11 protein-coding genes are annotated in these 14,835 nt (G+C 41.3%); 5 read left to right on the top strand and 6 right to left on the bottom strand.

What is annotated here, in order from left to right; translation table 11 throughout:
- Positions 1-37: 37 nt before the first annotated feature.
- Both KHS79_RS03235 and KHS79_RS03230 read left to right on the top strand, forming a co-directional pair.
- Positions 38-1,120 carry a Glu/Leu/Phe/Val dehydrogenase dimerization domain-containing protein gene (locus KHS79_RS03235; RefSeq protein WP_212716566.1) on the top strand — a complete coding sequence of 361 codons (1,083 nt, stop codon included), beginning with the start codon at positions 38-40 and terminating at the stop codon, positions 1,118-1,120.
- An 83-nt stretch (positions 1,121-1,203) separates the two neighbouring features.
- Positions 1,204-2,988: a M20/M25/M40 family metallo-hydrolase gene (locus KHS79_RS03230; RefSeq protein WP_212716564.1), complete on the top strand. Its 1,785-nt coding sequence runs from the start codon at positions 1,204-1,206 to the stop codon at positions 2,986-2,988.
- Between the two features lie 419 nt (positions 2,989-3,407).
- On the opposite strand, the gene mepA is transcribed toward KHS79_RS03230, so the two are convergent.
- From mepA to KHS79_RS03215, 3 genes are all read right to left on the bottom strand, one after another.
- A complete protein-coding gene (gene mepA, locus KHS79_RS03225) occupies positions 3,408-4,331 on the bottom strand; it encodes a penicillin-insensitive murein endopeptidase (protein WP_165773325.1) in 924 nt (307 codons plus the stop codon).
- A gap of 108 nt (positions 4,332-4,439) precedes the next feature.
- A complete protein-coding gene (locus KHS79_RS03220; RefSeq protein ID WP_212716562.1) occupies positions 4,440-5,576 on the bottom strand; it encodes an acyltransferase family protein in 1,137 nt (378 codons plus the stop codon).
- 200 nt (positions 5,577-5,776) lie between these two features.
- The gene (locus tag KHS79_RS03215; protein WP_157365409.1) at positions 5,777-6,238 is read right to left on the bottom strand and encodes a GNAT family N-acetyltransferase; all 462 of its coding nucleotides are present in this window, start codon (positions 6,236-6,238) and stop codon (positions 5,777-5,779) included.
- A gap of 333 nt (positions 6,239-6,571) precedes the next feature.
- Between KHS79_RS03215 and KHS79_RS03210 the strand changes: the two genes are divergently transcribed.
- A complete protein-coding gene (locus tag KHS79_RS03210; RefSeq protein WP_212716560.1) occupies positions 6,572-7,144 on the top strand; it encodes a hypothetical protein in 573 nt (190 codons plus the stop codon).
- A 343-nt stretch (positions 7,145-7,487) separates the two neighbouring features.
- Here KHS79_RS03210 and KHS79_RS03205 read toward each other — a convergent pair whose 3' ends face one another.
- Positions 7,488-8,741: a hypothetical protein gene (locus tag KHS79_RS03205; RefSeq protein ID WP_212716558.1), complete on the bottom strand. Its 1,254-nt coding sequence runs from the start codon at positions 8,739-8,741 to the stop codon at positions 7,488-7,490.
- 609 nt (positions 8,742-9,350) lie between these two features.
- Here KHS79_RS03205 and KHS79_RS03200 point away from each other — a divergent pair.
- Positions 9,351-9,596 (top strand): GrxA family glutaredoxin, encoded by a 246-nt coding sequence (locus KHS79_RS03200; protein ID WP_094786659.1) that lies wholly within the window; start codon positions 9,351-9,353, stop codon positions 9,594-9,596.
- Positions 9,597-10,237: 641 nt separating this feature from the next.
- Complete coding sequence (ggt, locus tag KHS79_RS03195; protein WP_233468170.1) at positions 10,238-12,010, top strand: gamma-glutamyltransferase; 1,773 nt, start codon at positions 10,238-10,240, stop codon at positions 12,008-12,010.
- Between the two features lie 121 nt (positions 12,011-12,131).
- Here ggt and KHS79_RS03190 read toward each other — a convergent pair whose 3' ends face one another.
- Both KHS79_RS03190 and KHS79_RS03185 read right to left on the bottom strand, forming a co-directional pair.
- The gene (locus KHS79_RS03190) at positions 12,132-13,289 is read right to left on the bottom strand and encodes a hypothetical protein (protein WP_212716556.1); all 1,158 of its coding nucleotides are present in this window, start codon (positions 13,287-13,289) and stop codon (positions 12,132-12,134) included.
- Positions 13,290-13,825: 536 nt separating this feature from the next.
- Complete coding sequence (locus tag KHS79_RS03185) at positions 13,826-14,308, bottom strand: cupin domain-containing protein (RefSeq protein WP_212716554.1); 483 nt, start codon at positions 14,306-14,308, stop codon at positions 13,826-13,828.
- Positions 14,309-14,835 lie beyond the last annotated feature (527 nt).

The following is a 14,835-nucleotide window of genomic DNA, read 5'->3' as shown; positions in this document are numbered from 1 at the left end:
ATAACAAGATGCACTTGCTAACAGAGGAAGGATCAACATGAGCATTTTTTCTCACCATGAATACGATCAACACGAAAACGTGCTGTTTTGTCATGACCCAATTTCAGGTCTGAAAGCAATTATTGCCATTCATAACACAGAGTTAGGACCAGCTTTGGGTGGTTGTAGAATGTGGCCTTATGCCACTGATGATGATGCTCTCTATGATGTGCTTAGGTTGTCACGAGGCATGACCTATAAATCAGCATTGGCAGGCTTGCCACTGGGTGGTGGTAAGTCTGTCATTATTGGTGACCCACACCAGGACAAAAGTCCTGATTTATTCATGGCGATGGCAGAATTTATTAATCGACTGGGAGGCTGCTATATTAGCGCTGAAGATGCGGGTACCAGTGTTGAAGATCTAAAAATAATGGCACAAACCACCAGCCATGTAGTGGGTATTGCGCCTAAAAAGGACTTACAAGGCAATATTAAAAGTGGTGATCCATCACCGATGACAGCCTATGGTGTTTACGTTGGTCTCAGTACCAGCGCCAGATACTACCTTGACCGCTCTGACCTGGAAGGTTTACGGGTTGCGATCCAGGGGCTTGGGCATGTTGGCTATCGACTGGCAGAATATTTACATAAAGCTGGCGCCAAACTTTGGGTTACCGATATACAATCCGAACAAGTTGAGCGTGCCCAGGATGAGCTTAATGCGATAGCCGTTGAGCCTGATGCTATTTACAGTCAAACGGTTGATGTTTTTGCTCCTTGTGCACTGGGGGCTGTACTCAATGACAGAACCATCCCGCTTTTGAAAGCCTCTGTTATCGCGGGAGCAGCCAATAATCAGCTGCAGGACGAATTACACGGCGATAAACTGCGTCATCATGGCATTTTGTATGCGCCTGACTATGTAATAAATGCGGGAGGGATTATCGATGTCGCCCACGAGCGAACAGGTTATGATCACCTGCAAGTCAAGCAGCACGTGGAAGGCATTGGCGATACGCTGCTGGAAATATTTCAGCGTGCAGATAGCGAACAGGCATCAACAAATAGCGTTGCCAACCAAATGGCCGAAGAGCGGTTTAGAAGCTGCCCTATAAAACCACAAAAGCTGGCCTCATAGCGCTCTTGACGGCAAATCATATGATGACCAAATATTGCTGCTGATCTTTTTGCAACTAAACACACTTCCAAGGATGGAAATTAATGTTCAACAAACAACCATTAACCGCCGCAATACTCGCCACTGCACTTGCCATTGCCGGTTGCAGTCAAACGCCTACTCATCAGCAAACGCTTCCCGAAACTATCAAAAAGAACCCTTTGGCTGAAGCCATTATCCAGGATACCAATACCTTAGTCGCTATCCCCAGCTACCGGAGTGAAGGTCGCTCAAGTGAAGAAGTCCAACAGTCTTTTAGCAAAATCAAGGCAGTGCTTGACCAGCGCATCTCAACCTTTAATCAACAACAGCAACACTTGAAAATCAGAGATTTTGAGTGGCGGAAAAATCGCCCCGATCAGCCAAACGACCCTTATCGTTTATTTGGCTATCGGCTAGGCAATGGCACAGAAAAACTATCCTTTATCACTCACCTCGATACTGTGGCGCCTGGAGGTATGGACTGGCAACCCTTTCAACCCCGTATCGAGCAACGTGAACTTCAGCAAACCAAGCAGCCTTTTCTGGTGGGTCGTGGGGCAGTGGACAACAAAGGTCCAGCAATGGCCACACTCAATATCCTGCAACAGCTTGCAAGAGACTATGATGCAACACCAGAGGCTTTAAATAACATCACTTTGGAAGTATGGTTTGATACCTCTGAAGAAACGGATATGGCAACGCCGAAGTTCTTAGCAGAAAACCCACAAGCGGTACCTGACCTGGGAATCGTGTTTGATGCCTCATGGTGTATCCGCGCAGAAAAAGGCATCGAACGCCCTCAGTTCTTTACAGCACTGGGTGAAACACCCAAGCAAGGTATTTGGATACACAGCATCAACACACCAAAAGACAGTCCAACCAACCAGATACCAAGTGAGGCAGTCGTCCTTCTTCAAGCAGACAATCCTACCCTGCTGGATGATCTTGCTGACCAAATACAGTCAGATTACCAGCACTATACTTTTGACGACCCAGATTACCGCCGGGCTCCTATGACTATCAGTCGAGTCAGCCCCACACAGCTTAAGCTCACAACCTCAGTGATTGGCGCTCAACACGGCTCAGTGCCCCACGCTAACCGAGAGGATGGCGCCAACCCTCTGGTTGCCATCACAAATTTCCTAGCACACCTGACCGATAATGGTACGTTGCAACAAAACGGCCTCAGTCAGCTTAGCCAGTTTGTAGCCTGGACCTGGGGTACCAAAGTGTTTGGTGAACACCACCCCGCGCTACTGCAAAAACAGGATAAAGTCTTCACCACAGGAACCACTTACGCTATTACCCGATTACAGACCGACTTGACACACAACAAGGCTACATTAGCCATTGATATTCGTTATGCCGCAGACCACCAAGACAAACCCTGGGATGGTAAAACATTTGGCCTATTACCCGGCAAGAGTCGTTTTCAGTCTGTTTTTACGCAACTAACGCAAGCCTTTAATCAGCAGCATCGAGACGCAAAAATTAGCTTTAGTACAAGTACCAAGGTAACCCCTGATATTCGAGACACTGAAAGCCCCAACTTTCAGTTTGTGAATAATGCCTACCGTAAAGTAATGGGAGAAGACTGCCCTGCTCAAGCCATTGGTGGTGGGACAGACGCCAAAGGATATTTACCCCTTATCGCAGCAGGACCTATGCTAGGCCGGATTGCAGGACCACCTGTTAACTATCACGGCATTAATGAAGCAGTACCCTTGGCAATGTTATTAAAAAGCACGGAAATATTATACGAGCTGGCTAAAGAAAAAATATTGGCTAGTCAATCACAAGAAAAACCAACACAGTTAACAAAAAAGAATGCTGCGACAAAGATGTGACATTTATTACATCTAACGAATACACAGTAGATGTAATGAAGTGTTACTTAAAAAAAGGACCTATTTAAAACAAACATTGTTAACAGGCTGTTGTTATACCAATAAAATATGATCACAATCACATGAGTATCGTAACAGGCAACAACAGTTGGTTAACATTTTTAACACTAAAGTTGCAAATTAGTATCACAATAACCATTTAAAAATTTAACAAAAAACTTATAATGAAACTCGAATTAGCTCATTGCAGGGCTATTTCGGCTTGTAAATCTTCTTTTCCCTAATGCATTTTGCCCGTCTTTACGGGCATTTTTTTTGGGCATCATTCAATGGTGCACCTGACTTTTAAGTGACTTTATCGTCTTTTACATTAAAAAAGCCCATAATAAATATGAGCTTTTTATTTTTCATACAAACAACTAATTTAAATACCGCGCCTCATCCGCAAAAACTTTGTGACACATTTCCGGTAATTTTACTTTTTGCCAAAATGGTTTTCCTTTCTTTTTCGTTTTTTTCTGGGCAACCACTTTTTTAGCCTTCTGCGCTTTGGCATGTTGCTGTGCTGTCACGGTCAACCACCACTTGAGTGACTTTTTATCACAGCCATTACCAGCAGGAATTGGTTTTTGTGGTCGACAAAATGGGCTTTCCGAAGGACATTTCAAACGCACATGAAAATGATCATCATGCCCCCACCACGGACGTATTTTACGTAACCAGATGTCATCCTGCTTGTTTTTTCTAAAAGTACATAAACGTTTTTTAATCAATGGGGCAACAAATATACGCTCAACACGACCATCTTGTGCCGCTGACTGTAAGGCAGAATCATGTTTTGGTGTCCAACGAGAGGTATCCAGTGCATAGCGCTTCTTTTGAATAACAGAAAAAGCACTCAATGCTTCTCGCTGATAGAGATCCAAGTGATGTTTTTTATCCAGTGTAAACCAGATATCGACATCCAACCCATTCTGGTGGCTTCGATGCCCACCCTCCATGGGGCCTCCCCGCGCCATCGCCAGATCCCCTACCAACAGCGTACCTAGTTGCCTATCCGCTATCTTCCCACCCAAGTCATTGATATAGCGGATTAGCTCAGGATGCCCATAGAAACGCGCTCGAGATAAACGCATCACCTGAAACCCTTTACCATTGGGTGGTAGCGATTCGCCTCCCGCTAAGCAGCCTGCAGCATAAGAACCAATCGCCATTGATTTTCCAGTGTTGGGCACCGTTAGCGATAGCCAGGGAGCAGAAGGTTTACTGGCAGCAAAGGCCGATACCGTAATAAGGCTACATGACAACAGCAATGAAGGTATACCAAACAACTTAACCGACATAATACACTCACGACACAATGATAGACGCTCAATGATAGGAGTAACCCATCGCGAACGCATAAACCCTATTCACAAGTATGGCAAATACTGACTGAATGTGTTGCCTAATCAAACTTTAAACAAGATTTTTTTTTGATATAAGCAATACATAATTAGACCAATAAGCAACACATGAGTAATTGCAAAGCTTAACGAGCCTAACCACGGTCCTGCCCAGTTAGCAAAAACTTCATTAAATAACCAGTCATATGCTGTTTGCCCTTGGCTATCGGTTATACGAATGCTATAGAGTACTCTCACCCACAAATCGGCGATGATATACGCCAATAACGGATTACAACCAAAAGCCAGCACTGGCGAAAGCAGTTTGGGTGTCTTCGACATAGGGAATACACTGATTAATATTGCCAACACAATAAAAGCCCACCCACTGCTTAACATTACAAAGCTTGGTGTCCATAACGATTTATTTATTGGCAAACCCATTGCGCTAAAGCCATAAGCCGCAATAATCAAGGTGCACCCTACCCCAGCCATCCTTAACCCTATATACCGCATATTGACCTTTTGTGGCTGGGCAGCATACTGGTCCTGATAAATCACATCTTTTAACCATAAACCTGCAACATACCCTAATAGCGTGGTGGTCAAGGCTGGCCAAGTACTTAGTATCCCTTCTGGGTCAAACGCTAACCCATGACCCTGCCACATGTGATTTGCACCTAATAACCATAAATCTAACTGGCGAACCATATTATTTTGTATGCTTAATGGCTCATCACCTGTCGCGCCTAACAATAAAACAGCCCAATAAGTCACCCAGTTAATAATAATAAAAGTCATTAATTGACGTCGGCTTAACGTATTAACCAGTAATGCCACAATGCAATATACTAATGCTATTCGCTGAAGTACGCCCATAACACGCCAGTGCCCTATTGCATCCAGAGTGTAAGGAAAGCCATTAAGCATAAAACCAATTAAAAAAATCAAACCACCACGGCGAATTATTTTCTTTTTTCTATCCTCACCAGAGTATTGCTGCAATGAATAAGCCATTGCCAGGCCAACAATAAACAGAAAAAAAGGAAACACTAAATCTACCGGTGTCCAACCGTGCCACTGGGCATGCTTTAATGCCGGAAATACATAATCCCAACTGCCAGGGGTATTCCCTAAAATCATAAAGATTACAGCGGCTCCCCGAAAGATATCTATGGCTAACAGCCGATTTGTCATTATCATTATCTTCAATTCCTTGAATACCTAAACAAGTATGGTAGGTGCTACTTTTACAGGGTAAAAATACCACCTACCAACAAAGTACCATAGTACTCAATCTTTAACATAAAGATTAATAGCTAACTGTGGTGTAACGCCGCAGGATGAGTTTCAGCTAACTAAATAGGCATTAACCTAAGACTTGTAAATAAAAGCCCGACGGTTTAGCTGCTTTGTAAAAGCCGTGAAAAAGACTTAGAAAAATAAATAATATGTTGCTCCACTTGCCCCTGTGGCTCAACATGACTGATAAAATAGCCTTGCTTAAGTAGTAAGCGCAGCATTTTGGGAAAGCAGTTTCTCGATTTTACTTCCAGTACACTATAACCTTGATTTAATGCCCAGGCCTCTTGCTGGACAAGTAAGTCAGTGCCAATACCTAGCTCACGATAAGCGGGAATCACCCCCTCTAGCCAACTGTAAAAACGATCATCATCAAGGGCATAACCTAATTTAAACGCAACAGGTCGCTCACCATACCAGGCAATCAATAATGAATACGCCTTGTTTGCCACACGCTGAGCCAATACTTCAATAGAGTAGTCTCGCTCAAACTCAGGCAATTGTGAAATAACCTGCATCGCTTCGTTCCAGTTGCCCTGTGTTATACGATAATTCGACTGCACGTCACTCTCCAAACCAACAGTACATATACTCACAACGAAGGGTATAGCATCAATAACGACTTATTTTATCGATCGCTATTAATCTCAGTTATAAATGAGATAAAACAGATATAAACCCAGTATCGGGAGACTGAGTAAGCCACTAATACAACTATAACTCAAAGTTATAATGCTACGTTTAATGTACATCTCTCAGGGTATATTTTGTAATTGAGAAATAAGCCACACATAAAATCATGAGTTATACGCAATGGATCGTTAAACTGCATAGATTCTGTTCAGCATACATCTGAAAGAAAATAGACAACAATGCATCATGAGGTTAGACAGAGAATGAAAGGATTGCTAACAGTATCACGGTCTGCTGTAGTACTAAGCTGCACACTCCCCCTATTAACAGGCTGCCTGGTTGACCAGACTAAACCTTATCAGAATGCTCAAGCACCAGAAATCGCAGCAATTCAAGATAGTGCTCAACTCGCAACACTCAAAAAGCAGGCTTTATTGGTTGAAGCCCAACAAGATACCATGCATAAAATCAGTGGTACGTGGCAGGATGGTGACTCTTTCTCAACATACGACGCCTTCCTTGAACAAGGTCAGCTGCGCTTTATTCAAGAGCACCGTAAAGATGGACGACGTGCGGAAGGCAGCCACAAGTATTATTTTTCTCAGGGTCGATTATTTCACTACACTGAAAAAAGTACCCACAAAGTACTTAATAATGATGGTCCCATCAGCATTGAGCTTCACGAGACAAAACTGTTTTTTAATCCACAAGGTCAACAACTATACGGACAACAGTGGAAAAACATGAAACCTCAAGGTGTAACCCAACAGGTTATTAGTGACATTAAGCAACATGTTGAGCACTTACAAACCATCATTCGTAAAATGAGCCGTTAAAATAATTGTTTTTTTAAGAAGAAAGGTCAATAAATGATGGGTTAATAACAGAGGTTAAAAACCTCTGTTTTAAAGCCATTTTTTAGCTATTTTTATTGGCTGGCAGCATCTTCACGCATCCGTTTGGCAATATAACGACCACCAAACACCACAATGGCACATACACCTACAACCACTAGCACACTCGCTACAACTGATGCGTCAACATACATGATTTATTACCCCATCACTTTATACCCTTTGGGTATATAACCAGAAAATGTTTTTTTGAGGGGCGTAGGATACCCAATCACCTGATGCAGGGCAATCATCACCACCATAGCAGCCTAAGCGGTCCAACTGCCTACTCAGCAATCACATTTGGCTTTCTGTATAAAGGACTCGCCTCTATCTGGCTGTCTATTGATTGCAATAGCTGCTTGAAACCCGCACTTTGGGTATCCTTAAACTCAGCTTCAAACTGCTTTGTTGACATCCCTTCAGGTAACTTTTTAAACGCAGGCACCAACATGGCCTCATCAACAGAAACCGCCAACATAGCTTGTAATTGTTTAGCCAAAGTCTCTGATTTAGTTGCTTGGCGAGCAAAGCGAATACCAGCACGATCTGCAGCTAAATCATAAAAACTAAAACCAGACCCGTTTCGTGAATCGTCTAGTTCTTTTAATAAACCAACGCTATCTGTCAGCCTGTCTCCCATATAGAGAGACATAGCGGCAGATAGCACAAAGTGTCTGGCTAAGTCTTTTCTTTTATTCAGGTAAAAGCGTTTACGCTGCTTAAGCAAAGCCTTAGGCACCTTGTAGTCAGATAAGTCTAAATTGGAGTGATAAAGCGCTAACGCCGTCAGTAATGCCCGGTTTTCGTCGACGGCTGATTCACCCGTTTGTGTGCGTTGTTGCGCTAACTGGAATAGTTGCTGAAATAATTTGGGTAACGGCTCTCTTTTTACTTTACTTTGCTCAGCGTATTTATGAGCTGCAACTAAATACATTGTGATACGTTGCTGATCAGCAGGGGAAAACAAAAAATCTTTGCCTTGTTTATTGAGGGCAGAAACCATTCTTTCAGACCAGTGATAAGCTAGCACCGCTCTTTGGGGCGCAATGCGAACACGCTCAATACTCTGATACATTTGCCATACAGGCTCTAACCGAGCAATTTGCTGGGTGTTCTCAATCGCTAGATTAACAAGCCATTCAGGCAATACTTGATCTGCTAACTGCACTTCTAGTAACTCAGGCTTGTTACCTCTGATACCCACTAGCGATGTTACATTCAAGTAACGTGGGCCTACCTGTACAGAGGAGCGAATAAGTGCTTTTTGCTCCATGAGTTCAATATCTACACCTTTTACATGCCACTGAGGGTACTTTTGAACCAATGTCACAAAGAGCTGCTTGAGGTCAGCCTCCGTTGCTTCAATCTCATAAACTCCTTCCGCTGGAAGAAAGGTCGGTGTGTGCCTCTCCAGTAGATGTTGTAAGGGAGCTGGCTCTGCAGTCATCGCCACCCTCGGCTCACCGTCAGTCAACCAGAAGGCAACTCCCAGTAATAACGAAACAGTACCTGCCAACATAATTAACAATCGTTTCATTGCCACCTACTACTTCTCTAAGGATATAACAACCTTGCACTTCTATCAGGGGATACAGCTTCAGCCTGCGATAAAATTCAGCTGTGCCCCAATGATGTGATTGTTATACAACCTCTTACTAATACCAATACTACGCAGCCTATTACTTAGACTTCTCGCTACCTACTCATGGCAAGACCAGCTTTAGCTACATGCTATGTAAAGCAGCCATTACCCTCATTGCTATGAGTGTTAAATAACTCAACGGTTGGCTATTTTGTGGAAACCACTGTTTATGGTCCCTATATACCACCAAAGTAATTTGAATATTCAAATAGTCTGAACTAACTCCCGACTCAAAAACATTGATCTCTCAGGGTGTATAGTTAACTTTAGTAACAGACGACATTTTTTCCCTGTTATACCTGACAAATGAATAGCGGGCCATCACTTAATACTGTTGATGCCAACTAGCCTATAGTTTTCATTAATCATTAGCATTGCTTAATGCAATTAGCCTGATAACGGAAACTATGGTGCAATTCATCTTAAGAAACAGCAGCAATAACGGCTTCAAACTGTTTGCCATCCAGCAAAGGTATTCATAAATTCTTTATTGAGGGCTTTAACATGCAACGAATTACTATTTTTGGACGCGAGGGATGTGGTTTTTGCCGTAGAGCCAAACAACTGTGTGAAGACAAACAGTTAGACTTTAATTACATTGATATTCATGCAGAGAATATTACAAAGGCTGATTTAGAAAAAACGATTGGTAAACCGGTAGAAACCGTACCCCAAATATTCCATGGAAAAGAATATATTGGTGGCTGTCAAGAGTTCGAAGTATTTTTACAGCAGGCTGAGACTCATTAATTCACCCAAAGCTATTGCAAACGAATTAAGGTCTCATTTTTAATTAGCCTACTCGTTTCTACCTTTATAAAACAGAACACCCACTTGCCATTTATTTTAAGACAAGTGGGTCCCCCTCTTGTCTCAAATCTCTTAGCAGCATAAGATGTGTATCGGGAAGTTTACGCCTACTGACGTATCCTTTTTGGATAGCCTTTTAATGATTAATCAAACCCATTTTAATCTGGTATATATACCCAAAGCGAAGAATATACCCATAATGAATCATTTTTAGGTGTCAAAATAAAATGGTATTTACTCACAGCGAAGGGTTATTTAGGCGAGACCACCGAGCGATGAAGCCCCAGGCGTTTAGATAAACTAAATGACTGGGGTGGCAGTTAAATGCTCCTGTATAAACTGCATTCCCACCATCCTTAGTGGTCAAGAGCGATGGTAACAAAGCCTAAAAATCATTCGCGAAGAGTATATACCCTCCGATGTAGGTGTAAAATACCCCAAATGCCACTTGTTTATTTATGCGTAAAAACTAAAACAGCATTTGCAGCACGGGGGTTCAACTGAGTTAATTCTGTTGCAAATGCAATAACAACTGCCCTCAATGAAGGGCATAAAATACATAAACAACTCAGGGAATAAAAATGAATTGGCGAATGTTTACGCGCTTTCAACGCAAAAAAACAATGAATTATAAACTCATCATTAGTAGTTTGACGCTCTCAGCAGCATCTATCATTAACATTAATACCTGGGCTGCTACTGAACAGTTTATTTTTGAGGGAGATCGTAGTCTTCCTGTTGAAGCTTCCAAAGCAATGGTGGTCACTAGCCATACATTAGCTACTAAGGTCGCTGTCGAAGTGCTTAAAGAAGGCGGTAATGCCATTGATGCCGCAGTAACCGCTGCCTTTGCTCTGGCTGTTACTCAGCCCCGCTCAGGTAATATCGGTGGTGGCGGCTTTATGCTGATTTCCAAAGAACAGGATAAGCTGGTCGAAGCCATTGATTACCGTGAAAAAGCACCCGCCGCAGCAACGCCAACAATGTTTCAAGACAAAGCTGGCAATGTTGTACAAAACCGTAGCCGTTTTACCCATAGAGCCGCAGGTGTACCAGGGACTGTTGCAGGGCTGTTAAAGGCCTTAGAACGACACGGTACTATTTCTCGCGAACGTGCACTGGCACCTGCCATTGCACTGGCTGAAAAAGGCTTTAAAGTACCCCCTCGCTTTACCAAAGGTACTCAAGATGCAGAAAAAATGCTAAAAAAATGGCCTGCTTCATTGAAAACTTTTTATAAAGCCGACGGCTCTCCCTATCAGCCGGGTGAACTTTTTGTTCAAAAAGATCTGGCAGAAACCCTAAAACGCATTGCCAAACAAGGTATTGCTGGCTTTTATGAAGGCAAGACAGCAGATTTGATTGTTGAAGAAATGAAGCGTCATGATGGTTTAATAACTCATGAAGACTTAAAAAACTACCAACCTGCCATTCGTAAACCTGTACATGGAACTTACCGTGGCTATGATATTTACTCCATGCCAACGCCAAGCTCTGGCGGTATTCACATCGTCCAGATTTTAAATATTCTGGAAGGTTATCCTATTGGTTCTTATGGCTTAAACTCTGCAAAAACGATTCATTTAATGGCAGAAGCCATGAAGCGCGCTTATGCTGATCGTGCCACTTACTTAGGTGATAGCGACTTTGTAAATGTACCAAGCAAAGGATTAATCGATAAAGAATACGCAAAAACCTTGCGCCAGCAAATTTCACAGGATAAAGCAACTCCAAGCAAACAAGTTAAGCCTGGAAACCCTCCTGGTTATGAAAGCAATGAAACCACACACTTTTCAATCGTTGATAAGTGGGGTAATGCCGTTGCTAATACTTACACGATTAACTTTAGTTACGGCTCTGGTATTGTCGTGGATGGTGCAGGCTTTTTACTTAATAATGAAATGGATGACTTTAGCGCCAAAACAGGTGAACCTAATGCTTATGGCTTAATTGGCAGTGATGCCAATAAAGTAGAGCCTAACAAACGCATGCTCAGCTCTATGTCACCTACCATTGTGAAAAAGGATGGTAAAAACTTTTTAATCACAGGCAGCCCAGGTGGTTCTCGAATTATAACGACTACCCTGCAGGTAATTATGAATGTCATAGACCATAAATTAAATGTCCAAACAGCTGTCAACTCACCACGTATTCACCATCAGTGGTTACCCGATGAAATTCGTGTAGAACAAGGCATTAGCCCTGATACCGTTAAACTGCTTGAGTCAATGGGGCATACCGTCTCAGAGAAACCTGCAATGGGCGCAATACAAAGTATCTTAGTAGGACCAGACGGTACGCTTTATGGTGCAGCAGATCCACGACGCAGTACCTCTTCAGCTATGGGACTTTAATATCCTTAGTACCCTTTTAGCCTTTCAAATAACCATAATGATTCGTGAAGGGTATAGTGTTATTTTTTTACCAGGGGAGCAAAGCTCCCCTTTTTCTATTTATTAACACTAATTTTTACAGTCAATGTACAAACTGATGATAAGGAATAACATCTGTTCTTGGGTAGACATCTTTTATCTGAGTATTTTCTATCGGAATCTTTTCGACCCAACGATAAAGTACATTAAATTTTTCTGACTTGGGCTTAGGCCCCATAACCGCAGAAGAAATCCAATCCTGGTCAATATATTGATCAAAACACCAGTTAATCAGTAAATCATAGGCTATACGGGCAACTCTCATCCATAAGTGAGTCCTTTCATAAAGATTCACCGGTTCTTCAACTGATAATAACGGACTTCCTTCGAGCCGTGTTTTAAAGCATTCAAAAGAAATTCCTAGGTGATGTAATGCATAACGTTCGACAGCCAATACATTTGCGTCTAAATCACCTAGCGCTTGGCATGCAAGTATGGGATAACTTTCCTTATCTGTCCTATCAGAAAAATAGATAACCTTTCCATTAAATAAAGACTCAAATAAATGTTTATCACATGAAATATATTTTTCTAAACCTACAACACGCAAATCTAAGTCAGGATATCTTGCTTTTAGAGCCTTCACATATCGACTATCTGCCTGACCATCACCGCATCCGATAGATAAATATATTAATGTTTTATTTTGACCAATATAAAAGTCACCAACCATGCGGCACAATGTACTTATGGTCGCCTTATCAACTTTAGGGCATATTATATGTACAATATAATCACAGATATCAATAGCATGCTTACTTGTTATGCGCTTTTGCTCAATCACATGTTTAAGCGCAATCATAAGATAACGAACAATACAATCATTAACGGCTAACTCAAATGAGTCATGAGCATGTATTGGTAAAGATAATAACACAGGTCTGATCTCCTCAACCTGTGGCATTTTAATGATATTGGTATACATTAATGCGTAATACCATTTACTTAATTTATCACTTATTACGAACTGAGGTATCACTTGTTTAATTAAACTTTGCTTTAAGCTTTCAATATCAAGATAAGAAAGAAGTAATGCTAACTGATAATGTCGCTCCACATCGCCTGAAGTAATATCTTTTTCTTCATCAATTTTACCGAGAACATTATCAACTATTGATGTGACTAAAACAGAAAAAATATTTTCATACTCAAGCAAATTTTTGGTTGTATAAATCCTTTTATCACATTTTGCTATAACCATAGTTTTCTCCTACTTAAGCAAACTCATGCAGGAAAAATACAGGCTCATACATCCCTGTGAAGTTGAACTGTCCACAGAATTCTTTTACTTTAGGACACTTCTAATAATAGTAATTTTTTTTATGAGAGCAAGAAAACACTACATGGAAAAATATACCCAAAACGAAGGGTTTTTAGTGGGGCTAGTCTGGTCTGTTACGACTAGCGATAGCATCAACAGTTTTTTAATGGTGCTAGCTGGGTGGTCAAGAGCGCTGACAACAAACCCTACTAATGTGTCGGGAACACATTAGAACAGCTTCGCTGGCCCGTTAGGGTGAGCGCTATGGATAGCGTACATAAAAATGATTCGTGAAGGTTATACAATGTATAAGAAGTACATTAGGACTAGACGACAACTTTATGTCTAGTCCTAATGTAGGTATTAATGCTAGCTGGGTTATATGCACAATATTAATGCAGCTCTTATACCCTTCATGAATCATTTTTAGTTTTCGGAAAATTAAATAGCATCATTACCATAAAAAATGTGCAAAACTATGATTTCTTACCTACAACAGGTTCCTCAATACTCGCCAAGTCCACCAAATTAGCTTTCATATCCTTATTTCTATAAATTCGTTTATTTTTATTAGGGTAATCGCCTACATCGTGATCTAACCGCTGCCCTACAACTATACACTTTAAAGTGACAGTCCCTGTATTAGTTAATTTATGGGATAACCCTCCTGCCCGATAACCTATAAAGTCACCCGCTTTAACGTGGTAATGATGATCACCAATAGTGGCTTTTGCTTCACCTTCAAGGATATATACACATTCATCTTCATGGTAATGTTTATGTAATTCTGTGGACTCATAACCTGGCTGAACTTCTATAATATGAAAGCCAAAGCCTGTCAATCCAGTTAAATCGCCAAGTGATTTATTTCTTCTGCGCGCATTGGGGTTTAAAAAGTGCGTTTTATCAATACCTTCAAAGTCTTCTATTTCTTCTCTTGTGACTATATATTTATCCATACCATCAGACCTTTTAGTTATTTTTTCTGTTAGGTTAATATATCATGCACTATACACTTAAAAACAACTTTTAGTAAATATTTCCATACCAACGGGTTTATCAGATATTAAGAGTTTACAAAAAGGTTCTACCAGCAAGTTATTTTTTATAAATGATGGAGGTAACAACATTCCCTACACCTGTACCCCCTACTGTTCACTTCACCTATGTCATAAACAAACTCAAGCATGGCCAAGCCACTTTTGCTTTAGCACTACAATAATGACTACTCATATCACCTTCACGAATCATTTTTATGTGCGCTATCCATAGCGCTCACCCTAACGGGCCAGCGAAGCTGTTCTAATGTGTTCCCGACACATTAGTAGGGTTTATTGTCGGCAATCTTGGCAGCCGACCCTAAAAACCCTTCGTTTTGGGTGTAGGTATATTAATCATTGTTTACTCATGATTGATAATAAATTCACTTAGATGGTGTTTTTTTAAACACCTTATATAAATTAATATTTCAAAGAATGTGACACAT

This window comes from Zooshikella ganghwensis (assembly GCF_018263875.1).
Taxonomy (GTDB): domain Bacteria; phylum Pseudomonadota; class Gammaproteobacteria; order Pseudomonadales; family Zooshikellaceae; genus Zooshikella; species Zooshikella ganghwensis.
Note: the sequence above shows the minus strand (reverse complement) of the source record. Positions and strands in the feature narration are given on the sequence as shown.